Source organism: Frankia sp. AvcI1 (assembly GCF_001420875.1).
Classification (GTDB): domain Bacteria; phylum Actinomycetota; class Actinomycetes; order Frankiales; family Frankiaceae; genus Frankia; species Frankia alni.
In genome coordinates, this window is sequence record NZ_LJFZ01000015.1 from 49,639 (window position 1) to 73,686 (window position 24,048).

Genomic DNA, 24,048 nt, shown 5'->3' on the forward strand with positions numbered 1-24,048 from the left:
ACCGGCGGAGACGGTGAACGTGTCGAACTCCCCGGGCTTGATCCCCTGGCTCCCGTCCGCAGTCCAGGTGATGCGGGTGACCACCTCGCTCACCTTGCCGTCGTCGGTAGTCAGGGGCTTCGCCGGCGCCGCCTTCTCGACCTTGTAGCTCCAGCCGGCCTTGGGCTGCACCGACACCGACGCGAGCGGTGTGTCCACGGGGAACTGAACATCGATACCGGTGGTGGACGCGTTGTCCTCTTCGGTCGGCACCTTGAACGAGAGCGTGGCGTAACTCCCTGCGGACGCCGTGGACGGCTGCAGGGTGACGTGCGCGGAGGCCGGCATGGTCATGGCGAGTACGGCCGCGCCGGCAATCACGCCGAGTATGCCCGCACGCCTGAAGAGGCAAGTCATAAAAATCCTTCCGAACGGTCCCACAGCGCAGCGGGAACACAGAGAATCCGTGTCTCTCGGGCGCCGGAGTGTCGTTCGTCAGGCCATGGCAAAAAGCGGCGGTGAGCAGTCCACAGCACACCGTCCCGTCCGACCGAACTCCGGCTGTCCCGGCGGTGGACCACGTCTGNGGGCAGATGGACCGAGCGGCCGGGTGTGGGGGCGGGGAGCCCGTCGTCGGACATCGACGCGTGGTACTGGCGGAATCGAGGGCACGGCCCGATCTGCCACTGGCCGGAAGAGGNGGAACAGGACCGCGTGGGGACGGAGCCCGGATGCCGACCACAGCACACGCTCCGCGCGGCGCAGCAGCACGGCGACACACACCGCCGCCAGACCGTGCGCGAACACCATCCNCATCTCGATCGGGTAGCCGCCCGCTCGGTGGGCGTGCGGGTGCGCGAGAGCGAAGGTGATGTGGAGCAGAACCTGGGTCCCCGCGATGCCTGCCACGAGCATCGGAAGGCGTCGCTCCCGGCCGNCGAGGCCGTAGGCGATCCTGGTGAGAAGAAGAAAGGCGATGATCATCGTTGTGGCCGGCGACCGCTGGGCACCACCGGCCACGTGCGCCGCCCACGCCAGACACACAGAGGACGACGCGAAGGTGGCAGCTCGTCCAAGGCGAGCCGTCCCTCCACTCGCCGACCACCCTGTGCTCACAGGGACCAAGACTGCCATGTCGGGCCCGCTCACCGCCACACCCCCTCCCGCAGCGTCGTCAAGCCGTCAGTTGTGCTGCCGGCACCGCCGCCGACATCCGTCAACCTCGGACGGTCAACACCTGTCCACGGGTAGCGTCGGCGTACTCCGACGCCGGAACCAGGACCCCGAAGAAGGGCTGATGCATCGTGCGGGTGGTCATCGCCGAGGATTCGGTACTGCTCCGTGAAGGGTTGCGCCGCCTTCTCACCGACGCCGGTTGCGAGGTGGTCGCCACGGTCGGAGACGGGCCCGGCCTGGTCGATGCGGTGGTGACNCACCAGCCCGACGTCTCCGTCGTGGACGTCCGGATGCCTCCGTCCCACCGCGACGAAGGACTGCGAGCGGCGATCAGGGCCCGTTCCGAAGTCACCGGATCACCGATTCTCGTCCTGAGCCAGTACGTCGAAAAACAGTACGCGGCGGAGCTTCTCGCTGACGGTGCCGGTGCCGTCGGCTATCTATTGAAGGACCGCGTCGCCGATGTGCGTGAATTCGTTGACGCAGTACGTCGGGTCGCTGCAGGCGGCACCGTCATGGATCCGGAAGTGGTGGCACAGCTCCTCGTTCGAAATCGTCGCAACGACCCCATGTCCGCGTTGACACCTCGGGAACGAGAGGTCCTCACTCTGATGGCGGAAGGCCGGTCGAACACCGCAATCGCCTCCCACCTGGTCGTGAGNAGTGGCGCCGTCGAGAAACACATATCAAACGTCTTCTCGAAACTCGGACTAGAGCCGACCACGAAGGACCATCGCCGGGTCCTGGCCGTCCTCGCCTATCTGCGGAGCTGACCGGCCTGGTCGCCGACTCACCCCCCTTTCTGGATTCGAACATATGATCGATTATGCAGCACCGGCACACCTCCGTCAAGACCCGGCACCCACCAGCAGATCAGCCCACAACCGCCTGGCCGCCCAGGGCGCTGTTGTGGACGCGCCGGCGACCACAAGGCAAATACGCACCGCGGAGCAGAGAGGCATGGACGGTGGCCGCCGCAGCCCCAGAAGGGGCCACCGCGACCGACTGCCATGACAGACGGTCTCCTCGGCGAGAATGGCGTCAGTGCCGCTTGACGAGGGCGCCGACTCGACGCACAATCGAACCCATGTTCGATCGAGACCCCGACGTCGTCCCCCTCCCTGACCTTGAGGTGGAAGTCTGCGGCTGGGCTGGTCGCATCTCGGCCGCAACCTGCCGCTGGCTGACCTTGCTCGCCGCCTTCGACCGCCGGAAGGGCTGGTCCGCAACCGGGCTGCCGACCTGTGCGCACTGGCTGGCCTGGCGCTGCGGGATCGGCCTGCGCGCAAGCTACGAGTATCTGCGCGTCGCTCGCGCACTCCAGACGCTCCCACAGATCAGTGCAACCTTCGCCCGAGGCGAAATCTCCTACTCCAAGGTTCGAGCCATCACACGCGTCGCAACCCCGGAGACGGAGGGCGGGTGGGCTCACGACGCGGCNCGATGCTCAGCCCGCGAACTCGAGCGACTCGTCTCCCTCCAATTGAAGATCAAGGCGGACAGCCGGAACGACCGTGAGAAAAGCGGCGACAAAAAGGACTCCGTGCGCTGTTCCTGGCACTGGAACGAGGATGGCACTTTCTTCCTGATCGCTCATCTCGATGCGGAGCGTGGCGCGGTGGTCGCCAAGGCCCTCGCGATGGCCGCGTCGACTCTCGACCAGTCGGCCAGACCCCGTGACGACGGAAGGAGTACGACNGATTTCCCGGACGGCGGCCAGGAGAAGGCGGTGTCACGGGCCCTGCGAGTCGACGCGCTCGCGGGAGTCGCGGAATCCTTCCTTACCCACGGCGCGCCGGGGCTGACCGATCCGAATTCCTTCACCGTCAACGTGCATGTCGATGTCGACACTCTGATCGGCGGGGACCAAGATCGTCAAGACGACCGTGCCCCGAGAGCAGAGAAGGATGAGTTGAGNGGTCGGACCTGCGAGATCGAGGGCGGTGGCACGCTCCCGCCAAGCGTCGTTCGCCGGCTGTCCTGCAACAGTCTTCTCCGCGCGTTTCTGACCGACCCGAAGGGAAATCCGCTCGCACTCGGCCGCACCCGNCGGAGCCCNTCCACCAAGCTGCGGAGGGCAGTCTACGCGCGGGATAAGGGCGTCTGCCNTTACCCCGGCTGCCGACACACCCAATGGTTGCAGATCCATCACTTGCAGGAATGGGGAGTCGAGAACGGGTTGACGGACCCCGCGAATCTGGTTCTGCTCTGTTCACTCCATCACCGGCTGGTGCACGACAGGAGCCTGACTCTCAAGCGGCGACCGACCGGCGAGCTGCTGGTCTTCCATCCGGACGGAACGGTCATGCAGGAGGCGCCACCGGTCAGCATCGAGCCTGACCCGGTGCGCTTCTTCCACTCCCCCGCGTCCCCTGGGCCAGGCCACGGGTCCTCGGCCGGACAGGNGGCGTGAGCGCCTCCCCGCTGGCCGAGTTCCGGTCGATCAGCACACGTCGCACCCGACCAGACCTCCAGTCTCCTGACCTAGTCTGGTGTGACACGCGGTCGGTTGCCTGGCTACGTGAGGCGATGCCCGTAGGCTCCCGGTCTTGTGAGCCCCATCCTCGCGTCCGGACGAGCTGGGAACTTTCTCCGATCTGTCTTGATCATTCTTCTGCTCGTTCTGATGATGCGGACGGCCTACCTCCTGTGGTTCTTCCACACTCCGGNCTGGACGTCGCGGCCGCATGACATCCGCTACTGCGGCGGATGGTACGAGCGCGCCGACGCGCCAGACGTCACTGGCCGACAGGCCAGGAGGACCGCCGGCGGAAACCTCAAGCCAGTGATGCGGTCACNGGTCTTTCGGCCGATCACCGCCTACCGTCCGTCCTCGACCTGCCCGCAGTATCTGTTCGCCAAGGTTGGCAAGGACGTCTACGTGACCTACCGCGCCACCGAAGACTGAGCGGAGTCACTCAACGCCGGTCCAGTGAGCACGTACACCCGAGCGTGTATCGATGTGCGCTGCTGCAGCGCCGCGCGGACCGCCCGATGNAACCCATCCTCGAGGTAGAGAGCNCCACCCCACTCGATCACATGCGGGAAGAGGTCTCCATAGAAGGTCGAGTCCTCATCGAGCAGCACATCGAGCGCCAGCACCCGCTTCGTCGTGACGAGCTGATCGAGCCGGACCTGGCGAGGGGGAATGNCCGCCCAGTCCCGCTGGCCAAGGCCNTGCTCGGGGTACGGGCGACCGTCTCCGACCAACTTGAAGATCACCGGCACCTCCTCCTCGAGGGCGAGACTTCCGTCGACTACGACAGCCTAGAATCCCCGCCCCGTCTATAAGACCCCGGTCGGCCCGGAGNGGGAACCGGGTGGACATCAGGACCACGGCCGCGTGGCGGATCCCCANATCGGGCCTGAGTATCTCTTGACCTCCACGCCCGGCCTGGCTTAAGTAAGCCTAACCTGAATACATGGAGGTCCAGTGTCGTCACCAGCCCACACTCACGACATGATCGCGATGGCTCGACGGGCGAGGACGGTCCTCGCCGGTGGCCNCACGGCACTACTGACTCTCCCCTGTGAGCAGGCACGGGNCTGGGTGGGAGTGATCGACGACGGAGGTGAGCCGNTACTGATGGCGAGCGCTGACGGTCGACTGGCCAGCGCCGCCAGGAGCGGGAGGCGGAGCTGGGTCGAGGTGCCGGGACACGCCGGCGAGCGTCTGATCCTGACTGGTCCCCTGCGCTTGGTGCCGGGCACCACGGAGCAGATCCTGAGCCGGCTCGCCGATCTGGGTCGCACCGTCAGCACGGAGGACGGNGTCACCGATGGNCTTTCCGTGCTGGCGCTCTCAGTCGACGACGTGGTGCTCTGCCTACCCACAGTGATCATGGACGGTCGTCCACGCCGATGGCCCTCCGCCACGGTGGACCGGCGCATCGACCTGACGTCCTATGCGTTTGCCGAGCCGGATCTGATCAGCGCCTACGCGCCGGAGCTCATCGAGCATCTCAACGTGGGACATGCTGACCAGATGCGCCAGCTCGCCCGACACGCTCGGCCGGCGGAGACCGAGGGCGACATCGCCGGCGTCCAGGTCAGTGGCCTGGATCGGTACGGCTTGGATCTGTGGCGGGTGGACAGCGCCGGAGCCGAGCAGGTGCGGGTCGCATTCCGGCAGCCCCTCGTCGAGCCGCGCTCCCTCGGCCGCGAACTTCGCCGATTGCTCGACCAGTCGGCCAACACCTCCGAATGACGCCCATAATCGGCTCCGGACGTTTCTGCCCCGCGCCCGGAGGCTCAGATGCCGCGATCGCGTCACCGACTGAGTTGTGTCGTCATGGCACTGGCCACGCTCGCGGCACTGACCGCCGCATCCTGTTCCGGCGGATCGGACAGCATCGACAGACCCGGTCCGGCCGCCGAGTCCGCGCGGCCGGCGGGTCCGGCGTCGCCGAGGAGCGAGAGCCCGGAGGTCGCCCGCACCGCTCGGCTCACCGCCGGCGAGAACGGCCCGGTCGAGATCGGGCTCGTCGACCTGCGGATCAGCGGCAGACTCGCCATCCTGCGGCTGACCTTCACACCGCACCTGCGCACCGACCGCCCCGGCGGCATCTCCCTGCTGGACATGGCGGGTGGTCGAGGCGGCAGCGTGAGCCTGGTCGACACGGAGAACCTGCGCCGCTACCTGGTCGTCCGCGACAGCCACAATGAGCCGCTCGGTCCGATCCCGGGCGTCGTCCGCACCGCCAACGATCGCCCGCTCAACCTGACCTTCACGTTCGCCGCGCCACCGGCGGAGGTCAAGAAGATCGATGTCTATCTGGACGATCAGATCGTCTTCGACGGTGCGGACATCGCTTCGTGAGTAGCCCTCGCCTCGCGAGTAGCCCTCGCCTCGTGAGCGGTGGGCCCCGAGCGATGGTGGCGCTGGTCGCCGTGCTGGCGCTCGTCGCCGCGGCCCCTGTGCCGGACGACGAGGTGCGCGCCGCGGTGCACACGCTGCGGACCGACGACGCGGTCCGCCCGATCGACCTCGACAGGAGCGTCGTCGAGCTTCGCACCGAGGAACATCGCGGCGCCGAGACCACGCTCGTCCTGAGCGCAGACGTGTTGTTCGCCTTCGACTCGGCCGAGCTCACCGCGACCGCGCGTCGCCAGATCGCCGACGTGGCGGGTCGGCTCGCCGGGTCCGCCGCGCCGATCCGGGTGGACGGATACACCGACAGCTTCGGCACTCCGGCCTACAACGTGATCCTGTCCCAACGGCGCGCCAGCGCCGTCGCCGATCTCCTGCGTCCCGCGGCGCCGGCCGGGTTTCTCGTCTCCGCCAGGGGCCATGGATCCGCCGATCCGATCGCCCATGACACCCTGCCCGACGGCTCGGACGACCCGGCCGGACGAGCGATCAACCGCCGAGTGACAATCACGTACGGCGGCCAGTGAGTCCAATTTGACATCGGCATCGACAATCGTTTCCAATTAGGTCATGTCCCGACCCGCCGCGATCGTCTTCGACCAGGCGAGCATCGCCTATGGGCGGGTGCCTGCGTTGGAGCAGGTCCACGGCACGGTGCGCCAAGGGGAGATCGTCGCGCTCGTCGGGCCGAACGGTGCCGGCAAGTCGACCCTGATCAAGGCGCTGCTCGGCCTGGTGCCGGTCGCGTCGGGTTCGATCACCGTCCTCGGCCTGCCACCCGCGCAGGCGCGCCGGCTGGTCGCCTACGTGCCGCAGGCGGACACGCTCGACCCGGACTTCCCGGTCTCGGTGGCGCAGGTCGTCCTGATGGGCCGCTACCGGCGGATCGGCTGGCTGCGGCCGCCCGGGCGGGCTGATCGGGACGCGGCCGCCGAGGCGCTGGCGGCGGTGGGCCTCGCGCACCGGGCGGCGGACCGGTTCGGCACGCTGTCCGGGGGGCAGCGCCAGCGGGTGCTGCTCGCGCGGGCGATCGCGGCACAACCACAGGCGCTGCTGCTCGACGAGCCCTTCAACGGGGTCGACGCGGTCTCCCAGGAGGCTCTGCTGGCCACGATCAAGACTCTCGCCGCCGGCGGCGCCGCGGTCGTCGTGTCCACCCACGACCTGGGCCTTGCACAGTTGACCTGCGACGGCATTTGCCTGCTCAACCGGCATCAGTTCGGCTTCGGGCCGCCGGGGGACGTGCTCACCCCCGATCTGCTGCGCGCCGCCTATGGCGGGGCGGCACTGGAGCTGGGCGATCGCGGGCTGATCGTCGCCCGCTCATGATCGACATTCTGATCACCCCGTTTGACCGGCCGTACATGACCCGGGCTCTCATCGAGGCGCTGCTCCTCGGTGCACTCTGCGGCGCGGTCGGCGTGTATGTGCTGCTACGACGACTGGCGTTCCTGACCGACGCCGTCACCCACACCGTCTTTCCCGGGGTCGTCGTCGGGTTTCTGGTCTCGGGCCGGTCCGGCATCGTGCCGGGTGCGCTCGTCTGNGCGGTGGCCGCCGCCGCCCTGTTCACGGCGATCGCGGCGACCCGGCGGGTAAACGAGGACGCGACCCTGGCCGTGCTGCTGACGGCCTTCTTCGCGGTGGGGGTGATCCTCATCTCGCGGCAGCACTCGTACACCGCCGATCTCACCGCCTTCCTGTTCGGCCACGTGCTGACCATCGACATCACGGACATCGTGGTCACCGCGGTGGTGACCGCGCTGGCCGGCCTGGTCCTGCTCGGGCTGGGCAAGGAGCTGCTGCTGCGGGCCTTCGACCCCGAGTGGGCCCGGGCGGCGGGCTACCGGATCACCGCGCTCGACCTGGTCAGCAACATGATGATCGCGCTGGTCGTGGTCGCCTCGGTCCAGGCTGTCGGCACCGTGCTCGTGATCGCGATGCTCGTCGTGCCGGCCGCGGCGGCGCGGCTNCTGTNCGCGCGGCTCGGCGTCATCGTCGCCGTGGCGGTGCTCCTCGGCATGNTCGGCGCCTGGCTGGGGCTCGCCACCAGCTACGAGGCGTCGGTTGGTCATGACCTGCGGCTCGCCGCCGGGGCCACCATCGTGCTCGTCCTCGTCGCGTTCTACGCCCTGGCGGCGCTCGGCCAGGCCACCCGGCGGCTGGTGCGGCGATGATCCTGTTCTCCTCCCTCGGCGACGGCTACGTGCGGCGCGCGCTGCTGGAGGTCGTGATCGTCGGGGTGCTCTGCGGGGCGGTCGGCGTCCATGTCGTGCTGCGCCGGCTGAGCTTCCTGACCATGGCGTTGACCCACGCGACCTTCCCCGGGGTGGTGATCGCGACGCTGCTCGGCCTGGGTCTCGTCCTCGGCGCGGGGGTCTTCGGCGTGCTTCTCGTGGGTGTCGTGGCGGCGCTGACGGGCCCGCGCGGCGCCGAGCACGGGCGGGAGACCACCAGCGTCACCGCCGTAGTGCTCTCCGGCGGCTTCGCCCTGGGAATGGCGCTGATGTCGACNCAGGAGGGCTTCAGCCGGGACCTCACCGCCTTCCTGGTCGGTTCGGTGCTCACCGTCCAGTCGAGCGATCTGGTCGTCAGCGCGGCGACGACAGCGGTCGTGCTGGGGGGGCTGGCGGCGCTGCGCAAGGAGCTGCACCTCGCCGCCTTCGATCCGGACGCCCTCGCCGCCGCGGGCTATCCGGCCCGCCGGCTTGATCTTGTCCTGCTGCTGGCGCTCGAGGCGACGGTGGTGACCTCCCTGCCCGCGGTCGGCACGATCATGGCGGTCGCTCTGATCGTGGGTCCGGCAGCGACGGCCCGGCTCTGGTGCTCGCGGACCTCCACGATGACCGCCGTGGCCATGGGTCTCGGCGTCGCCTCCGGGGTGATCGGACTTGCTGTCAGCGAGCAGTGGAACGTCGCGGCCGGCGGCGCGATCGTCCTGTCCGTCGCCGCGTTCTTCATGGTCTCGCTGGTGTTGCGGTCACTCCCGTGGGGTGAACTGGCCGTCGCGGCCGCGGGCCGCCGGAAATCCGCTGGACGCCCCACCTACTCTGGGTAGATGGAGTTCACCCAGTCCGACAAGCTCGCCGACGTCTGTTACGACGTCCGTGGGCCTGTCCTCGACGAAGCGACCCGGCTGGAAGCCGCGGGCGCGCGCATCCTCAAGCTGAACATCGGCAACCCGGCGCCGTTCGGCTTCTCCGCACCGCCGGAGGTACTTGAGGCCGTCGTGGCAAACCTGGCGGGCGCACAGGGGTACAGCGACTCCAAGGGACTGCGCGCCGCGCGCGAGGCGGTCGTTGGCTACCACAACCGCAAGGGCATCGCCGGAATCACGCCCGAGAGCGTGTATCTGGGCAACGGCGTCTCCGAGATGATCATGATGTCGTTNCAGGCGCTGCTCAACAACGGCGACGAGGTGCTGCTACCGGCGCCCGACTACCCGCTGTGGACGGCCGTGGTGAGCCTCTGCGGCGGGCGGCCGGTGCACTACCTCTGTGACGAGACCGCCGGGTGGGCGCCGGACGTGGCGGACATCGCCCGCAAGGTCACTCCGCGGACCAGGGCGATCGTCATCATCAACCCGAACAACCCCACCGGCGCCGTCTACGAGCGGCGGGTGCTGGAGGACATCGTCGAGGTCGCGCGGCGCCATCATCTGATGCTGCTGTCCGACGAGATCTACGACCGGATCCTCTACGACGACGCCGAGCACGTCGCGACCGCGTCGCTGGCCCCGGACCTGGTCTGTATGACCTTCAACGGCCTGTCGAAGGCCTACCGGCTGGCGGGGTTCCGCTCCGGCTGGATGGTCCTGTCGGGCCCGCGCGGACACGCCTCGTCCTACATCGAGGGGCTGAACATCCTCGCGAACATGCGGCTGTGCGCGAACGTGCCCGGGCAGTTCGCGACNCTCGCCGCCCTCGCCGAGGACGGCGGTGCGGGCGATCTCGTCCTGCCCGGCGGCCGGCTGCGGGAACAGCGGGACACGGTCGTGAAGCTGCTCAACGACATCCCTGGGGTGTCCTGCGTGCCACCGCGAGGCGCNCTGTACGCGTTCCCGAGGCTCGATCCCGAGGTCTACCCGATCGTGGACGACGAGCGGTTCGTCTTCGACCTGCTGGCAGCCGAGAAGATACTTCTCGTTCAGGGCACGGGCTTCAACTGGCCGCATCCCGACCACGTCCGGATCGTCACGCTGCCCTCGGTGGACGATCTCACCGACGCCGTCGGGCGGATCGACCGGTTCCTGGCCCGGTACAAGCAGAACTAGTCCTATCGACACCATCGACGAGGTTGTCCACAGGCAGGCGGGGTCTTGTGGACAACCTGTGGATAACATGCGCCGCGACCTGCGGGTCGCACTCCTGCTCGCCGTCGCCGCCGTCGCGGTGGAGATCGCGCTGCACGCTCGGATCGGGCGGCCGCTCTGGTACGACGAGCTGTGGCGCCNNCACTTCGCGGGCGAGCCGTGGCCAACGTTCTGGTCGGAGCTCAGGTCGGCGAACGCGCCGTCGTCGCTGGGGTCGATCGCGCTGACCCGGGTGACCGGCGACGTGCTGGGCTGGCACGCCTGGGCGCTGCGCACCGTGACGGCCGGAGTCTGGCTGCCGGTGCTGGCGGTGGCTACGTTCCTGTCCGCGCGGCGCTTCACCGGCGTCCTGCCGGCGGCGGGCGGCGCGGTCGCGGTGGCGCTGAGCGGCACCGTCGTCGACTCCGGCACCCAGCTCAAGCCCTACGTCCTCGAGGCGGTCGTCTCCCTCGCGATCTTCGCCCTGTGGACGTCGCCCGGCGCGCCGCTGCGGAAACGGACCGTCGCCGGCGCCCTGGCCGCGGTCTCGCTGCCCGCCGTGTTCCTGCTGGTGCCGCTGGCCGTGGGCGACCTCGTCCGCGACCGCCGGACCAGCTGGCGCGCCGCGCCGGCGCTGCTGCTGGCCGCCGGGCACACGCTGCTGTTCGTCTCCCACCAGTCCAGCCAGCGCGCGAGCCATTTCTGGGACGATCAGTTCCTCGCCGGGCGAGGCGTTCTCGGCGGGCTGCGCTTCACCGCCGACCAGGTGATCGCGGTGCTGGGCGGCGCGCCACCCGGCATCGATCGCTACGACCCCAATCTGGTGCACTCCCTGCTCGAGGGTCACCGACTCGCCACGATCGCCGTGGGGACCGCGACGGCCGTCGCCATGCTCGCGGGCGCCCGGACGCTGCGCCGCCGGGCCGACGGCGCGACGCTGCTGTGGAGCCTGATCGGCGCCGAGCTTCTCCAGCTCGCGGCGAGCGGCGGGCGTTACTGGCCCTTCGGGGCATGCCGGCCGAACCTGTTCCTGGTCCCGCTGCTGACCATCGTCGCGGCGGTCGGCGCGGGCGAGCTGGCAGCCGCGGCCCGTCGGCACCGCGTCGGTGGAGATGGCGGCGGCAGGGGCAGGCGCGGTCACGTCATCAGCGCGGCCAGCGTGCTCTGCCTCGCGGGCATCGCGGCGACGCCGGTCTGCGCGGCCGCCGGGATCGGCACCCTGTGGCGGGAGCGTCACGAGGTGCGCCCGATCGAGGGCATGGTGGATGCCACGCTGGCCGTGCGGGAGCAGTACCGGCCGGGTGACGCCGTCATCGTCGGCGGCCGCCTCGCCCGGGCGGGCTGGCTGTACGGGATGGAGCTCAGCGCCGACGGCCCGCGGCGGCCAGGCGCACGGGTACCGCGCTCGGCGACGACGTTCCTGACCGGGATCGGTCGCGGCGGGGCGGAGCGAGCCGTGCGGACCCGCCAGCATCCCCCGCAGCGCGTCCTGCTGTTCGTCCTCGCCTACGACCGCCGGGGTACGGCGGCGGAGCTCGCCACCCTGCGCGGCGGCGGGTGGTGCAACCGCGGCGTCCGCTCGTTCCCGCTGACCGGGACGCTGCACGAGCTCGACCGCTGCCCGGTCACGGAGCGGCGGGGGCCGCCGTCGCCATCGGCTGGCCGATGATCGCCGCCAGCGCCGCCCACTCGCGGTCACCGTCGGCCAGCGAGGTGACGATGCGCTGCTGCAGGATGCCGACCTCGATGCGGGTGCCGTCGAACAGCTGGGCGCAGGAGGCCGCTGCCGCGGTATAGCCGCGGCCTCCTGCGTCATAGCGGGCCCGCGCCGCAGTGGTGGGTGGTACCGGGGCGGTGATCGCCGCCGCGATGTCGGTCCCGAGCGTGGCACACGCGGGTTTCAGGGCGGCGCCGTTCTGCGCGGCGAGCTGGGAACGGACGGTGGCCACGTCGGTGGCCACCCGGATCCGTAGGCCCTCACTCCCGTGGTACCAGGACGCCAGCTCCGCGGCGTCGTTCTCGGTGGACACCGGGACGGCGGAGACGGAGGCCGACGGGACCGGCGCGGACAGGACCGGAGCCGACGGGACGGCAGCGGTGGTACTCGCGTGCGGGCCCCCGGCGGGCAGACCGGACGCGGGCTGCTCGTCTCCGCTCGCGATGGCCACCGTGCCACCGATGATCAGCGCGATCACGCCCAGGATGGCAAGCCGGCTCCCGACCGGATTCTGCAACGGGTCTGGCTCGCGCAGCCAACCCGGCCGGCCGCCCTGCCGCGCCATGCCGATCCTCCTCCGCCCATCCGGCCCTGACACCCCGACGCAGCGCAAAGGTTATGCCGCGGACAGTGGCCGGCAGGCGCCGGGGGAGCTCAGCAGTTGACCAGCTCGGGCTTCTGATGGAGAACCTGCGCCTCGCGGGAGACGAACTGCCGGTACTGCTCCCCACCGACCGCGTCGAGGCCGAACATCCCGACCCGGTGGCAGTTCTGGAACACCAGGGCCACGCCGAAATGCCGCTCCAACGCCGAGCNGATGGAGGTGCTGGCCATCGCCCGCAGTAGTTGGCCGCCCGCCGAGTCGGTGGGGGGCGTGCCGTCGAAGGCGGTGAAGTCCGACCCTGCGGCGCGGNCCGGCCCGAGCTCGGCCGCGAGCCGCTCGACCAGCTCGTAGGCGAACGGCAGCGAGGTGCGGACGCAGTCCAGGAACGCCTCGTCGGTCAGTTCGCCGGCGCTGGCTGCCTCGACGAGCTGTGGAGTGACCGTCAGTGACATTGAAACCTCCATGGGTGGTGGCGAGCCTGTTCCCGCCGTGATCCACTCTTTCGGAAACGGATTTCATTGTCAATAATATTGCCATCGGAGTGCCATCAGGGTCGGCCGGACGGCCCTGACAGCGCGCGAAGGTGAGAAAATGAGACGGTGAGTCCCTCGACCCTCGACCCGAGCCGCGAGGAACGTCGCGGCTCGGCCGGGGTTGACGGCGCCTCAACCTCGGAACGCCTTGGGCCTCGGGACCTCCCGGACCTCGGAGGCGTCTCGGACCTCGGAGCGTCTCGGATCTCAAGGGCGTCCGGGACCTCAAGGGCGTCCCGGACCAGAGCACGGACGTGGCGAAGGGAGTGGCGGTGAACATCACGAGGGACGAGTCCAGCTCGGCTGACGCGGACCCGTCCTCGCGGCGGGATCCGGCGGCACCCGTGACCGGCCGTGGCGGCGCGGCGGCGCGCGGCGCACCCGGCCGCGGCACGGCGGTGCGCGCCACCCGGCAGGGCGACGCGGTGTGCGCCGCCCTCACCGAGACCGACGCCTTCACCAGCGCTCAGGAGCTGCATGCCCTACTGCGCTCACGGGGCGCCGGGGTCGGGTTGACCACCGTGTACCGCCATCTCCAGGTGCTGGTGGACCGCGGTGAGGTCGACATGATCCGCCGCGACGATGGCGAGACGGTCTACCGGCGCTGCGCCACCGAGGCGCACCACCACCACCTCGTCTGCCGGCTCTGNGGGCGGACCGTGGAGATCGCCGGTCCGGAGATCGAGGCGTGGACCGCCGCCATCGCCGACGCCGAGGGCTTTGTCGACGTCGAGCACACCGTCGAGATCTACGGCACGTGCGCCGGCTGTGCCGCAGCCTCGGCCGCTTCCTGAACCAGCACGGACCGAACTGGCAGGACTCGATCCAGCTCGGGTCGGGCCATCGATCGGCGAGCCATCGATCGGCGAGCCATTGACGGGCGANCCGACGAGGGGCGAAGCCTCAGGGGGCGGTGGCCGCGAGGCCGGTGCAGGCGCGCAGGGCGTTCCAGGCGGCGAGTGCCTGACTGCCGGCGCCGCCGCTCAGNGGCCGCGGCGCGCCCCCCACGATCCGGGCGGGCACCCAGGTTGCGTCGGTGACCGCCCGGNCGGCCACGGTCAGGCGCAGCACCCCGGACTCGGTGTTGCGGCCGGTCCCGGAGGAGTAGAAGACGAAGTTTCCCAGGCCGTAGTCGACGTAGACGCCGTCGCTGGTCCACCCCGCCCCGAGCAGGACGTGGGCGTGGCTGCCGACGACGACGTCCGCCCCGGCCGCGGTGAGCCGGGGGACCAGGGATCGCTGCGCGTCGCTCGGGCACTGCTGCTGTTCGACCCCCCAGTGCAGGAACACGACGACCGTGTCGGCCCGCGCCCGCGCCGCCCGCACGGCGGCGACCAGTTTGTCGACCTCCTTCGCCGAGGCGAGGCCGGGCTTGTGCGGCCCGGCGGTCCAGGCGGGGACGAGCTGGTCGTCGAGTACCTGGGTCGCCCCGATGACGGCGATACGCTGCCCCTTCACCGTCGTCGTGTACGGGGTGAAGGCGCTTGTGTCGTCCTCGCCGATGCCGATGACCGGGAAATGGGCGTTACGGGCGTTGCGCAGCGAGTCCNGCAGCCCGGCCAGGCCGTAGTCCATGCCGTGGTTGTTCGCCATGGTCACGACGTCGATGCCGGCGGCGCGCACCGCGTCGAACGCGGTGGGCGGGGCACGGAAGGTGAACTCCTTCGGCGCCGGGGTGCCGCCGTCGGTCACCGCGGTTTCCAGGTTCGCGACGGCGAGGTCCGCGGCGGACAGCGTCGCCGAGATCGGCCCGATCGCCGTGGCCGGATCGGCCGCGAGACGCTGGCCGGGCGTGCCGGCGAAGTGGATGTCACCGCCGAACGCGATCGTGATGGGCTGCCCCGTCGGCCGGCGCGGGCCGTTGCCGACCGGGCCGGAGCCGCCGGCCGAACCGCTGCCCCCGGCCGTCGCCCCCGAGGCCGCCGGAGAACCGCTCCCACCCGGACGGGCGGCCGCGGCCGTCGCCCCGCTCGGCGCGGGAGTCCGATCCGCGTCGTGGCCGTAGGGCATCGAGCAGGCGACGAGCCCGACCAGCAGGACTCCGGCCGTGCCGAGGGCCAGCCCCGCGGCTCCCGACCGGTGCCCGGTCAACCGCCGCGCGAACGCCCCACGCCCGCCCATGCCGCGTTCCTCCGTCCGACGACCCCGTCCGGCAAGCCTCGCCGACCTCGCCGCGCCGGGCCAGCGGACGTCACNGGACCGACAGCCGGGACAGGGTAACCAGCCGAGACCGGGAGCTGACGGCGGTCACACCACCGGCAGCGGTCGGAGGCTGGTGGTAGTCGGAGGCTGGCAGCAGTCACAGGGTCGACAGCGCCGGGGCCAGCTCGCGCCACTGCCGACGGGGTAGCCCGCGCCGGTCGAAGTCCAGGACCTGCACGGCGACCTGGTCGGCCCCGGCGTCGAGATGCTCGGAGATCCGGCCGAGCAGGACGTCGGCGTCGCCCCAGGGGACGATCGTGTCGACCAGGCGGTCGGAGCCCGCGCCGGCGAGATCGTCGTCGTCGAACCCGAACCGGCGCAGGTTCGAGGTGTAGTTCGGCAGCCGCAGGTAGGACCCGGTGTGCCGGCGTGCCAGCTCCCGGGCCTGTTCGGGGTCGTCGTGCAGGACGAACGCCTGCTCGGGGACGAGCAGCTTGTCCGGGCCGAGGATCTCGCGAGCCGCCGCGGTGTGCTCCGGCGGGACGAAGTAGGTGTGCGCGCCGTCGGCGCGATCGCNGGCGAGACCCAGCATCTTCGGCCCCAGCGCGGCGAGGACCCGCGGCGGGGGCTCGACCGGCGCCACCGCCCGGTACTGCTCGGCGGCCATCAGGTCCATCTCGTCGAGGTAGGCCGCCATCTGCGCGAGCGGGCGGGTGTAGGGGGCGCCTCGGATGTGCATCAGCTCGGCGTGGGAGACGCCCAGCCCGAGCAGGAAGCGGCCGGGGAACGCCTCCGCGAGGGCGAGCTGGGCGGCGGTCATCGTCAGCGGATTGCGGGCGAGGATCTGCGCGATCCCGGTCGCGATCGTGATCCGCGAGGTGGCTGCGAGGGCGAGNCTCGCGGTGACCAGGACCTCCCGGCCCTTGACCTCACCCGTCCACAGGGTGGGGTAGCCGAGCTCGTCCAGCTCGGCGATGGCCTCCCGGACGACGCCGGCCGGAGAGAAGTCGAACTGCCCGCTCCAGACGCCGACCTTCCCGATGTCGCGGCGGGCCGGCGGGCGGGGCACGTCCTGCGCACTCGTCACCGCGACACCGTACCGACCCGGAACCCCGGCACTGAGCGGGGCGGCCGGACCATCCGCGCGGCGGACTCGCAGATCGGGTTGCCGGCCTCCGTCTGAGGTCTATCGTTGCCGAGTGTGACGGAGCTCATGCAGCTACTCACTCCGACCGGTCATCGGATCACCGTCGCGTCCCGGGCCAGGACTCCCGAACCGGACGCGCCGCCCGCCGCGGCGCTCGACCGGCTGGCAGACGCACCGTCGGCAGNGGGCCCGGAAGCCGGGTCGCTTGACGGGGAGCTCACCGCCGTCGACATNGACCTGCCCGCGTACGTCGCCGACCTCACCGACGACGAGCTGTTCGGCCTGTACCGGGACATGGTGCTGGTCCGGCGCATGGACGAGGAGGCAACCAGCCTGCAGCGCCAGGGCGAGCTCGGGTTGTGGGCGAGCCTGCGCGGCCAGGAAGCCGCGCAGGTCGGGTCCGGGCGGGCGCTCGGACCCGACGACATGGCCTTCCCGTCCTACCGCGAGCACGGGGTGGCCTGGTGCCGCGGCGTCGACCCGGCGGCGGTCCTGGCCATCTTCCGCGGCGTCAACCTCGGTGGCTGGGATCCGGCCACGCATGGCTTCGCCCTCTACTCGATCGTCGTCGGTTCACAGACGCTGCACGCCACCGGCTACGCGATGGGGATGGCCTGGGACCGCTCGGCCGGCGCCGCGATCGCCTACTTCGGCGACGGTGCGTCCAGCGAGGGCGACGTCAACGAGGCGTTCGGCTGGGCGAGCGTGTACCGCGCCCCGCTGGTGTTCTTCTGCCAGAACAACCAGTGGGCCATCTCGGAGCCGACCCGCCGGCAGACCCGGACCGAGATCTTCCACCGGGCGGCGGGATTCGGCTTCCCCAGCGTGCGCGTCGACGGCAACGACGTGCTGGCGTGCCTCGCCGTGTCCCGGTGGGCGCTGGCGACCGCGCGGGCCGGCCGCGGGCCGGTGCTCGTCGAGGCGGTGACGTACCGGATGGGCGCGCACACGACCGCCGACGACCCCACCCGTTACAGGTCGCCGGTCGAGCTCGAGGCGTGGAGTCGGCGTGATCCCCTGGACCGGATGCGGGCCCATCTCGCGGCCTGTGGCCTGCTCGGTGAGGAGCGTGACCGACATCTGGCCCTCGAGGCCGACGCCTTCGCCCATGAGCTGCGCAACCGCTGCACGGCGATGCTCGACCCGGATCCGACCAGCCTGTTCGACCATGTGCAGGTCACCGAGAATGGGCTGGTGGCGCAGCAGCGTTCGGCGTTCGCCGCGACGCTCGATCCGAGTGACGGAGGGACGGACGACCGGCCCGACCGGCAGGATCGGCTCGGCACGCGGGACGGGCTCGGCACGCGGGAAGGGCTCGCACGCGGGATGGGCTCGGAGTGAGGGATGGGCTCGGAGTGAGGGATGGGCTCGACATGAAGGGTGGACTCGTGGCGGGCGATACGCACGGACCAGAGGGAACGCACGCACCAGAGGGAACGCACATGTCCGGGGAGGCGTGGTGACCAGCGGGGCTGTCATCACCGGCGAGCAGCCCGCCGAGGTCGGGGGGGAGCGGACCGACGAGCCCGCCGCCCCCGCGCCGATCACGCTCGCGAGGGCGTTGAACCTGGGCCTGCGCTCGGCGATGGCGGCGGACCCCAAGGTGGTCGTGATGGGCGAGGACGTGGGCACCCTCGGCGGCGTCTTCCGGGTGACCGACGGCCTGCAGAAGGAGTTCGGCGAGGCCCGGGTCATCGACACGCCGCTGGCCGAGTCGGCGATCGTCGGGACCGCGATCGGGCTGGCCATGCGCGGCTACCGGCCCGTCTGCGAGATCCAGTTCGACGGCTTCGTCTATCCCGCGTTCGACCAGATCGTCAGCCAGCTCGCGAAGCTGCACTATCGCTCCGGCGGGCGGATCAGGCTGCCGGTGACGATCCGCATCCCGTTCGGCGGCGGCATCGGCGCCGTCGAACACCACAGCGAGTCTCCGGAGGCGTACTTCTGCCACACCGCGGGGCTGAAGGTCGTCGCCTGCTCGAACCCGGTCGACGCCCACCAGATGATCCAGCAGGNGATCCGCTCCGACGACCCGGTCATCTTCCTGGAGCCGAAGCGACGGTACTGGGAGAAGGCGGTGGTGGACCCCCGTCCACCGGGCGAGGTGTCCCCGGACGGGACCCTCGGCCTGCACAGCAGCGTGGTGGTGCGCGCGGGCACCGACGCGACCCTGGTCGGCTACGGCCCGACGGTGNGGACCTGCCTGGATGCCGCCGAGGTCAGCGCGGCCGACGACGGCCGGTCGCTGGAGGTCGTCGACCTGCGCTCGTTGTCCCCCCTCGACCTCGAGCCGGTGCTCGCCTCCGTGCGGCGGACCGGGCGGCTGGTCGTGGTGCACGAGGCGCCGTCGAACGTCTCGGTCTCCGCGGAGGTCGCCGCCCGCGTCACCGAGCAGGCGTTCTACTCGCTGGAGGCGCCGGTGCTGCGGGTCACCGGGTTCGACNCCCCCTNCCCGCCCGCCCGCCTCGAGGACCACTACCTGCCCGACGTCGACCGCATCCTCGACGCGGTGGACCGATCCTTCGGCTACTGACCCGCCCGCACTATCCGAACTGGGGTTCCTCGTGGCGCAGCGACAGTTCCGGCTCCCTGACCTGGGCGAGGGTCTGACCGACGCGGACATCGTCCGCTGGCTCGTCCAGGTCGGCGACTCCGTCACGGTGAACCAGCCGCTCGTGGAGGTCGAGACCGCCAAGGCGGTCGTCGAGATCCCGAGTCCGTTTGCCGGGATCCTGGTGGAGATCCACGGCGAGGCGGGCAGCACCCTGGCCGTCGGCGCACCGCTGCTGACGGTCCGGACGGCCGATAGCGGGCAGCCCGAGCCCGTGGACGCGGCCCCCGAACCGGCGGCGGCCGCCTCCGGATCCACCGGCGGCGCGGCGGGCGGTGGACGGCTGCCGGCCTCCCGCGACGGCGGTGCCGGCGAACGCATGCCGGTGCTCGTCGGCTACGGGCCGCGCCAGGGTCAGCAACGTCGCCGCAGCCCCCGCCGCCAGGCCGCCCCGGGACCCGCCCGCGCAGGCGGACCACCACGGGTGGACGACGCGGTGCTCACCACCCCCCCGGCTCTCGCCACGCCCACCACGCCCGCTGCGCCCACCACGCCCGGCGTGCCCGCGGCACTCGCCACGCCCGCCGCGCTCGCCAAGCCCTCGGTGCTCGCCAAGCCACCCGTCCGCAAGCTGGCTCGCGACCTCGGTGTCGACCTCGCCGGGATCGCCGGCACCGGCCCCGACGGCACGATCAGCCGGGACGACGTCCAGGCCGCCGTGCGCACCACCGCCCAAGGGGCACCCACGGCGACCCCGGCGTCGCCGACCGCACCGAACGCGCCCACCGCACCGGGACTGCCCACCGCGCCGGACTGGCGCACCGTCTCGGACCTGCCCGCCGGGCCGAAGGCGGCGCCGCCCGGCCACCGGCGGATCGGCGCGGTCCCGGCCGACGCGGCCTTCTCCCCCGCGACCGGCGCCTGGCACGTGCCCGTCGTCGGGGTGCGGCGCTCGATGGCGCAGGCCATGGTGGCCAGCGTCACCGCCGCGCCGCACGTCACCGAGTTCCTCAGCGTCGACGTGACCGCCACCATGGCCNCCCGCGAGCGCGTGGCGGCGCTGCCGGAGTTCGACGGCATCAAGGTCACCCCGCTGCTGTTCGTCGCCAAGGCCCTGCTCGTCGCCGTGCGTCGGCATCCGATGATCAATTCCCNCTGGGTCGAGGACGGCGGCGCGGGTCGGGCGGAGATCCAGGTCCCAGACCGGGTGAACCTGGGCATCGCCGTGGCGGGGCCGCGCGGGCTCGTCGTGCCGAACATCCCCGACGCCGGCCGACTCGATCTCGTCGGCCTCGCGCGGGCGCTGGCGGGGCTCACCGGCTCGGCGCGGGCGGACCGGCTCGACCCGGCGGATCTTCGCGGCGGGACCATCACCATCACCAACGTGGGGGTGCTCGGCGTCGACGTCGGAACACCGATCCTGAACCCGCCGGAGGCCGCCATCCTTGCTCTGGGTTCGATCCGTCCCACGCCCTGGGTCCACGACGGTCAGCTCACGGTCCGTACGGTGGTGCAGCTCGCCCTGTCCTTCGATCACCGCATCGTCGACGGGGAACTGGGTGCGGCGGTGCTGTCGGATGTCGGCGCGGTGCTGACGGATCCCACGCNCGCCCTCGCCTGGTCGTGATCGACTCATCGGATCCACCAGCTCGCCACAAAGCACGCGAGAGGGGCGCACAACGGCGCACAGTCGGCCCCCTGGTACGGTTGCGCCTCTGACCGGCTTCCGGCACAAAGAGGTGGAACCATGACGCGAGTGGAGGCACTTCAGGCCGCGGACGAGTTCGTCGCCAAGGTTCTGACCTCCGCCAACTCCAGCGGCCGGTTCACCGNCACGCTGAACCTGGCCGAACGGGTCGACCTCACGCTCCGGGTGGCCCGGTTCCTCCTGGAGGGGCAGTCCTCCTCGGACACCGACGACCTGCTGAAGCGGGACATGCGCAACGAGCTGGATCAGGCCTTCCCCCCGCTGCGCACGTCCTGACGCAGACCCGGACGACCAGGCCGCCCGGAGCCCGGTTCCCCGAACCCGGGTTCACGGGTCGTTCGGGGAGGCGGGTCGGGCGGCGACGGGCGGCCGGACGGCCGGCCAGGCAGACGGGCCGGCAGAGGGTGGGAGCTCACCGCCGCGACGCGGAACGCTCCTCGGTGCCCACGTGCACGACAGGCTGCGGCTCGGGGTCCGCCTCCGGGTGGCGCGCGGAGTTCAGCTTGCGGTCCTCCTCGAGCGTCAGGCCCGGCTCACGCCGGCGCGGCGCCTCGACCGGGGTGACCGGGTCGACCAGGACCGTGTCGTCGACCGAGATCGGCGTCGGCACGCCGCTCTCCACCGACTCCTCGACGATCTTGCGGCGCCACTGGCTCTGGTACAGCGTGATACCGAGACCGACTGCGCTGACGAGCATCATGATGAGGCCGACCATGTCGAGGTCGAGGCCGGAGGGATCGGAGCGGACGGCGAAGGCGAGGATGGCGCCGAGGGCGAAGAAGGCGAGGCTCAACGGGATTCCCATGCCGCCCCATCTACCCGCGGATCCGCCCAATACAACCTCGCCGAGACAGCAATTGCCACGGATCGCGTGAGACCTTCCGCGATCCGTGGCAACCCCCAGATGACCGGGCCCGGTGGAGGACCGGGGATCAGAACGCCTCCGCCGGGAGATCCATGAGCCCGAGCCCCGTCGACTCGGCCACGGCCCGGCGCGCCTTGAGCTCGGGCAGCACGTTCGCCGCGAACCACCGACCGGCAGCAACCTTGCCCTGGTAGAAGGCCGTGCCCTGGTGGCCGCCGGCCGGGCCCTGGCCGGTGCCCGCCTCGTCGAGAGCGCGCAGCGCCGCCTCGGCACCCCGCAGCAGCAGCCAGCCGATGAGCACGTCGCCGATGCTGAGCAGCAGGCGGGTGGAGTTCAGGCCCACCTTGTAGACCTGCCGGGCGTCGTCGGCGGCGGCGGNGAGGTAGCCGACCATCGAACCCACCATCGCCTGGACGTCGTCCAGCGCCGCCCCGAGCACCTCCCGCTCGTACTGCAGCGCGCCGTTGCCGGCCTCCGCCTTCACGAAGGTCTGGATCTCCCCCAGCACGGCGGTCAGCGCCTGCCCGCGATCCCGGACGATCTTCCGGAAGAACAGGTCCTGACCCTGGATCGAGGTGGTGCCCTCGTAGAGAGTGTCGATCTTGGCGTCCCGGATGTACTGCTCGATCGGGTAGTCCTGCAGGTAGCCGGAGCCCCCGAAGATCTGCAACGAGGTCGAGAGCAGCTCGTAGGACCGCTCGGAGCCGACGCCCTTGACGATCGGCAACAGCAGGTCGTTGATCCGGACCGCGAGCTCGTCGTTCCCGCCGCGCGCCGCCGCCTGGGCCACCCGGTCCTGGAACGTCGCCGTGTACAGCACCAGCGAACGCATGCCCTCGGCGTAGGCCTTCTGCAGCATGAGCATCCGGCGGACGTCGGGATGGTTGATGATCTCCACGCGGGGTGCGGTCTTGTCGGTGGACCGGGTGAGATNGGCGCCCTGTACCCGGGTCCGGGCGAAGTCGAGCGCGTTGAGGTAGCCCGACGACAGCGTGGCGATGGCCTTCGTGCCGACCATCATCCNGGCGTACTCGATGACCTGGAACATCTGCGCGATGCCCTCGTGCACGTCGCCGACCAGCCAGCCGACCGCCGGGGTCCNCTCGCCGAAGCTCAGCTCGCAGGTCGCGGAGACCTTCAGGCCCATCTTCTTCTCGATGTTGGTGACGTACACGCCGTTGCGCTCACCGGGCTCTCCGGTCGCCGGATCCGGCATGAACTTCGGCACGACGAACATCGACAGGCCCTTGGTGCCCGGGCCGTGCCCCTCCGGCCGGGCGAGCACGAGGTGGATGATGTTCTCCGGAACATCCCAGTCGCCGCTGGTGATGAAGCGCTTGACGCCCTCGATGTGCCAGGTCCCGTCGGGCTGCTCGACCGCCCGGGTCCGGCCGGCGCCGACGTCGGACCCGGCGTCCGGCTCGGTGAGCACCATCGTCGCGCCCCAGTGCCGCTCGATGGCGTAACCGGCGAGCGTGCGCTNCCACTCGTTGCCCAGCCGGTGCAGGATCGCCGCGAAGGTCGGGCCGGCCATGTACATGAACACGNCCGGGTTCGCCNCGAGCANCAGCTCCGCGGCGGCCCACGCGACCGTCGGCGAGGCGCCGAGCCCGCCGAGGTCCGTCGGGACGAACAGCCGCCACCACTCGCCGTCCTGGACCGTCAGGTAGGAACGTTTGAAGGACTCGGGCAGGGTGACCGTGCCGGTGGCCGGGTCGAGCGTCGGCGGATGACGGTCCGCGTCGGCGAACGACTCCGNGACCGGGCCGGTGGCCAGGTGCTCCAGCTCGGCGAGCACCTCGTGCGCGGTCTCGGNGTCCATCTCCTCGAACGGAGCGGTGCCGAGCGTGCGATCGACGCCGAACACCTCGAAAAGGTTGAACTCGAGATCCCGCAGGTTGCTCCGGTAGTGGCCCATGAACGNCTCCTTTCCGGGAGCGCCGGGCGGCGCGCACGGCCGGGACCGGCTTGCTACTCGTGAGTACGGTGTTCCCATGCTACCCGCGAGTAACCCGTTGACAAGTAGGGCGACGCGGTAGACGGCCCCACCAATTCGCACCGACCGCGACAAGCACGGATCGGGCGATGTCCGGCACGTCTACCCTTGCCACCATGCGTGACGAGGCGACCCAGGAAGTGCGGCTTGCGGTCGTCATGACCGGTGGTGCCAGCCTCGCCGTGTGGATGGGTGGAGTCGCCACCGAGATCAACCTGGCCACCAGCCCCGGGCGCAGCCGCGCCGACGATGCCGACGCCGCGGTCGCCGCCCGGTACGCACGGCTCGCGGCCATTCTGGATGTCGAGCTCAGCGTGGACGTGCTCGCCGGCGCCTCCGCCGGTGGGATCAACGCGACCATGCTCGGCTTCGCGAACGCCCGTGACGGCGACCTCTCCCCACTGCGCGAGCTGTGGCTGTCGCTGGGCTCGCTGGACACGCTCATGCGCACCCCGAACGAGAAGGCGTN

The 24,048-nt window shown here is 70.9% G+C and carries 16 protein-coding genes and 36 pseudogenes; 33 read left to right on the forward strand and 19 right to left on the reverse strand.

Annotation, left to right across the window (positions count from 1 at the left end):
* Positions 1 to 396 (reverse strand): annotated as a pseudogene (locus UK94_RS54875) (YcnI family protein); the annotation flags it as partial.
* Between the two features lie 887 nt (positions 397 to 1,283).
* Between UK94_RS54875 and UK94_RS54880 the strand changes: the two are divergent.
* The 8 genes and pseudogenes from UK94_RS54880 to UK94_RS74135 all read left to right on the forward strand — a co-directional run.
* A pseudogene (locus tag UK94_RS54880) lies at positions 1,284 to 1,411 on the forward strand (DNA-binding response regulator); the annotation flags it as partial.
* A gap of 1 nt (position 1,412) precedes the next feature.
* Positions 1,413 to 1,816 (forward strand): annotated as a pseudogene (locus UK94_RS54885) (response regulator transcription factor); the annotation flags it as partial.
* A gap of 1 nt (position 1,817) precedes the next feature.
* A pseudogene (locus UK94_RS54890) lies at positions 1,818 to 1,928 on the forward strand (DNA-binding response regulator); the annotation flags it as partial.
* Positions 1,929 to 2,242: 314 nt separating this feature from the next.
* Positions 2,243 to 2,595, forward strand: a 353-nt coding sequence (locus UK94_RS54895) for a DUF222 domain-containing protein (RefSeq protein WP_235488288.1), incomplete at its 3' end; no start/stop codon positions are given.
* Between the two features lies 1 nt (position 2,596).
* Positions 2,597 to 2,853 (forward strand): annotated as a pseudogene (locus UK94_RS54900) (HNH endonuclease); the annotation flags it as partial.
* A gap of 1 nt (position 2,854) precedes the next feature.
* Positions 2,855 to 3,072: pseudogene (locus tag UK94_RS54905) on the forward strand (HNH endonuclease); the annotation flags it as partial.
* Between the two features lies 1 nt (position 3,073).
* Positions 3,074 to 3,204: pseudogene (locus tag UK94_RS54910) on the forward strand (hypothetical protein); the annotation flags it as partial.
* 10 nt (positions 3,205 to 3,214) lie between these two features.
* Positions 3,215 to 3,263, forward strand: a 49-nt coding sequence (locus UK94_RS74135; RefSeq protein ID WP_268761408.1) for a hypothetical protein, incomplete at both ends; no start/stop codon positions are given.
* Between the two features lie 778 nt (positions 3,264 to 4,041).
* Here the strand turns inward: UK94_RS74135 and UK94_RS54915 are convergent.
* Both UK94_RS54915 and UK94_RS54920 read right to left on the reverse strand, forming a co-directional pair.
* Positions 4,042 to 4,152, reverse strand: a pseudogene (locus UK94_RS54915) (type II toxin-antitoxin system VapB family antitoxin); the annotation flags it as partial.
* Positions 4,153 to 4,177: 25 nt separating this feature from the next.
* Positions 4,178 to 4,306, reverse strand: a pseudogene (locus UK94_RS54920) (type II toxin-antitoxin system VapB family antitoxin); the annotation flags it as partial.
* 690 nt (positions 4,307 to 4,996) lie between these two features.
* Between UK94_RS54920 and UK94_RS54925 the strand changes: the two are divergent.
* The 14 genes and pseudogenes from UK94_RS54925 to UK94_RS54975 all read left to right on the forward strand — a co-directional run.
* Positions 4,997 to 5,362: a DUF2470 domain-containing protein gene (locus UK94_RS54925; RefSeq protein ID WP_313949527.1), complete on the forward strand. Its 366-nt coding sequence runs from the start codon at positions 4,997 to 4,999 to the stop codon at positions 5,360 to 5,362.
* 84 nt (positions 5,363 to 5,446) lie between these two features.
* A complete protein-coding gene (locus UK94_RS16660) occupies positions 5,447 to 5,974 on the forward strand; it encodes a hypothetical protein (protein ID WP_231861439.1) in 528 nt (175 codons plus the stop codon).
* On the forward strand, positions 5,971 to 6,552 hold the full coding sequence (locus tag UK94_RS16665) for an OmpA family protein (RefSeq protein ID WP_235488290.1): 582 nt from the start codon (positions 5,971 to 5,973) through the stop codon (positions 6,550 to 6,552). Before UK94_RS16660 ends, UK94_RS16665 begins: the two co-directional genes overlap by 4 nt.
* A 43-nt stretch (positions 6,553 to 6,595) precedes the next feature.
* Positions 6,596 to 7,354 (forward strand): metal ABC transporter ATP-binding protein, encoded by a 759-nt coding sequence (locus tag UK94_RS16670; protein ID WP_011601349.1) that lies wholly within the window; start codon positions 6,596 to 6,598, stop codon positions 7,352 to 7,354.
* A partial coding sequence (locus UK94_RS54930) for a metal ABC transporter permease (protein WP_235488292.1) occupies positions 7,351 to 7,571 on the forward strand: 221 nt, incomplete at its 3' end. The genes UK94_RS16670 and UK94_RS54930, both read left to right, overlap by 4 nt.
* 1 nt (position 7,572) lies before the next feature.
* Positions 7,573 to 7,997 (forward strand): annotated as a pseudogene (locus UK94_RS54935) (metal ABC transporter permease); the annotation flags it as partial.
* Positions 7,998 to 8,003: 6 nt separating this feature from the next.
* Positions 8,004 to 8,049 (forward strand): annotated as a pseudogene (locus tag UK94_RS54940) (hypothetical protein); the annotation flags it as partial.
* Position 8,050: 1 nt separating this feature from the next.
* Positions 8,051 to 8,202, forward strand: a pseudogene (locus tag UK94_RS54945) (metal ABC transporter permease); the annotation flags it as partial.
* The coding region (locus UK94_RS54950; protein ID WP_235488295.1) for a metal ABC transporter permease at positions 8,199 to 8,539 on the forward strand (341 nt) is incomplete at its 3' end. The pseudogene UK94_RS54945 and the gene UK94_RS54950, both read left to right, overlap by 4 nt.
* Position 8,540: 1 nt before the next feature.
* Positions 8,541 to 9,083: pseudogene (locus UK94_RS54955) on the forward strand (metal ABC transporter permease); the annotation flags it as partial.
* Positions 9,084 to 9,415 (forward strand): annotated as a pseudogene (locus tag UK94_RS54960) (aminotransferase); the annotation flags it as partial. It abuts the pseudogene before it with no gap.
* A 1-nt stretch (position 9,416) separates the two neighbouring features.
* Positions 9,417 to 9,937, forward strand: a pseudogene (locus UK94_RS54965) (aminotransferase class I/II-fold pyridoxal phosphate-dependent enzyme); the annotation flags it as partial.
* Position 9,938: 1 nt separating this feature from the next.
* Positions 9,939 to 10,072 (forward strand): annotated as a pseudogene (locus tag UK94_RS54970) (aminotransferase); the annotation flags it as partial.
* Between the two features lies 1 nt (position 10,073).
* Positions 10,074 to 10,298, forward strand: a pseudogene (locus tag UK94_RS54975) (aminotransferase); the annotation flags it as partial.
* Between the two features lie 1,643 nt (positions 10,299 to 11,941).
* Here the strand turns inward: UK94_RS54975 and UK94_RS16695 are convergent.
* The 4 genes and pseudogenes from UK94_RS16695 to UK94_RS54990 form a co-directional block, all read right to left on the reverse strand.
* Entirely contained in the window at positions 11,942 to 12,598 is a 657-nt protein-coding gene (locus UK94_RS16695; protein WP_041938606.1) for a hypothetical protein, read from the reverse strand.
* Between the two features lie 89 nt (positions 12,599 to 12,687).
* On the reverse strand, positions 12,688 to 12,848 hold a 161-nt coding region (locus tag UK94_RS54980), incomplete at its 5' end, for an SCO5389 family protein (protein WP_235488340.1).
* A 1-nt stretch (position 12,849) separates the two neighbouring features.
* Positions 12,850 to 12,946: pseudogene (locus UK94_RS54985) on the reverse strand (hypothetical protein); the annotation flags it as partial.
* 1 nt (position 12,947) lies between these two features.
* A pseudogene (locus UK94_RS54990) lies at positions 12,948 to 13,089 on the reverse strand (hypothetical protein); the annotation flags it as partial.
* A gap of 506 nt (positions 13,090 to 13,595) precedes the next feature.
* Here UK94_RS54990 and UK94_RS54995 point away from each other — a divergent pair.
* Positions 13,596 to 13,819 (forward strand): transcriptional repressor (locus UK94_RS54995; protein WP_313949528.1); only part of this gene is annotated, 224 nt, incomplete at its 3' end.
* Between the two features lies 1 nt (position 13,820).
* Positions 13,821 to 13,964: pseudogene (locus UK94_RS55000) on the forward strand (transcriptional repressor); the annotation flags it as partial.
* 255 nt (positions 13,965 to 14,219) lie between these two features.
* Here the strand turns inward: UK94_RS55000 and UK94_RS55005 are convergent.
* The 5 pseudogenes from UK94_RS55005 to UK94_RS55025 form a co-directional block, all read right to left on the reverse strand.
* Positions 14,220 to 14,719, reverse strand: a pseudogene (locus UK94_RS55005) (CapA family protein); the annotation flags it as partial.
* 1 nt (position 14,720) lies between these two features.
* Positions 14,721 to 15,291, reverse strand: a pseudogene (locus tag UK94_RS55010) (CapA family protein); the annotation flags it as partial.
* Between the two features lie 178 nt (positions 15,292 to 15,469).
* Positions 15,470 to 15,888: pseudogene (locus UK94_RS55015) on the reverse strand (LLM class F420-dependent oxidoreductase); the annotation flags it as partial.
* Position 15,889: 1 nt separating this feature from the next.
* Positions 15,890 to 16,207: pseudogene (locus tag UK94_RS55020) on the reverse strand (LLM class flavin-dependent oxidoreductase); the annotation flags it as partial.
* Between the two features lies 1 nt (position 16,208).
* Positions 16,209 to 16,381: pseudogene (locus UK94_RS55025) on the reverse strand (LLM class F420-dependent oxidoreductase); the annotation flags it as partial.
* A 372-nt stretch (positions 16,382 to 16,753) separates the two neighbouring features.
* Here UK94_RS55025 and UK94_RS16720 point away from each other — a divergent pair.
* The 8 genes and pseudogenes from UK94_RS16720 to UK94_RS55055 form a co-directional block, all read left to right on the forward strand.
* Positions 16,754 to 17,800, forward strand: a complete 1,047-nt coding sequence (locus UK94_RS16720; protein WP_313949529.1) for a thiamine pyrophosphate-dependent dehydrogenase E1 component subunit alpha — start codon at positions 16,754 to 16,756, stop codon at positions 17,798 to 17,800.
* Positions 17,801 to 17,918: 118 nt separating this feature from the next.
* Positions 17,919 to 18,474: pseudogene (locus UK94_RS55030) on the forward strand (alpha-ketoacid dehydrogenase subunit beta); the annotation flags it as partial.
* 1 nt (position 18,475) lies between these two features.
* Positions 18,476 to 18,653, forward strand: a pseudogene (locus tag UK94_RS55035) (alpha-ketoacid dehydrogenase subunit beta); the annotation flags it as partial.
* Between the two features lies 1 nt (position 18,654).
* Positions 18,655 to 18,902 (forward strand): annotated as a pseudogene (locus UK94_RS55040) (transketolase C-terminal domain-containing protein); the annotation flags it as partial.
* A gap of 8 nt (positions 18,903 to 18,910) precedes the next feature.
* Positions 18,911 to 18,992: pseudogene (locus UK94_RS74140) on the forward strand (hypothetical protein); the annotation flags it as partial.
* A gap of 31 nt (positions 18,993 to 19,023) precedes the next feature.
* On the forward strand, positions 19,024 to 20,049 hold a 1,026-nt coding region (locus UK94_RS55045), incomplete at its 3' end, for a biotin/lipoyl-containing protein (RefSeq protein WP_235488297.1).
* 1 nt (position 20,050) lies between these two features.
* Positions 20,051 to 20,164: pseudogene (locus UK94_RS55050) on the forward strand (2-oxo acid dehydrogenase subunit E2); the annotation flags it as partial.
* A gap of 1 nt (position 20,165) precedes the next feature.
* Positions 20,166 to 20,617, forward strand: a pseudogene (locus tag UK94_RS55055) (2-oxo acid dehydrogenase subunit E2); the annotation flags it as partial.
* A 513-nt stretch (positions 20,618 to 21,130) separates the two neighbouring features.
* Here the strand turns inward: UK94_RS55055 and UK94_RS16740 are convergent.
* The 7 genes and pseudogenes from UK94_RS16740 to UK94_RS55085 form a co-directional block, all read right to left on the reverse strand.
* Entirely contained in the window at positions 21,131 to 21,523 is a 393-nt protein-coding gene (locus UK94_RS16740; protein ID WP_041938603.1) for a DUF6458 family protein, read from the reverse strand.
* Between the two features lie 127 nt (positions 21,524 to 21,650).
* Positions 21,651 to 21,961 (reverse strand): acyl-CoA dehydrogenase C-terminal domain-containing protein (locus UK94_RS55060; RefSeq protein WP_235488302.1); only part of this gene is annotated, 311 nt, incomplete at its 5' end.
* 1 nt (position 21,962) lies between these two features.
* Positions 21,963 to 22,516: pseudogene (locus tag UK94_RS55065) on the reverse strand (acyl-CoA dehydrogenase); the annotation flags it as partial.
* 1 nt (position 22,517) lies between these two features.
* Positions 22,518 to 22,606 (reverse strand): annotated as a pseudogene (locus UK94_RS55070) (hypothetical protein); the annotation flags it as partial.
* A gap of 79 nt (positions 22,607 to 22,685) precedes the next feature.
* Positions 22,686 to 23,065: pseudogene (locus UK94_RS55075) on the reverse strand (acyl-CoA dehydrogenase family protein); the annotation flags it as partial.
* A gap of 85 nt (positions 23,066 to 23,150) precedes the next feature.
* Positions 23,151 to 23,341, reverse strand: a pseudogene (locus tag UK94_RS55080) (acyl-CoA dehydrogenase); the annotation flags it as partial.
* 58 nt (positions 23,342 to 23,399) lie between these two features.
* Positions 23,400 to 23,501 (reverse strand): annotated as a pseudogene (locus UK94_RS55085) (acyl-CoA dehydrogenase N-terminal domain-containing protein); the annotation flags it as partial.
* A 194-nt stretch (positions 23,502 to 23,695) separates the two neighbouring features.
* Between UK94_RS55085 and UK94_RS55090 the strand changes: the two are divergent.
* The coding region (locus UK94_RS55090; RefSeq protein ID WP_268761409.1) for a patatin-like phospholipase family protein at positions 23,696 to 24,047 on the forward strand (352 nt) is incomplete at its 3' end.
* Between the last annotated feature and the right edge of the window lies 1 nt (position 24,048).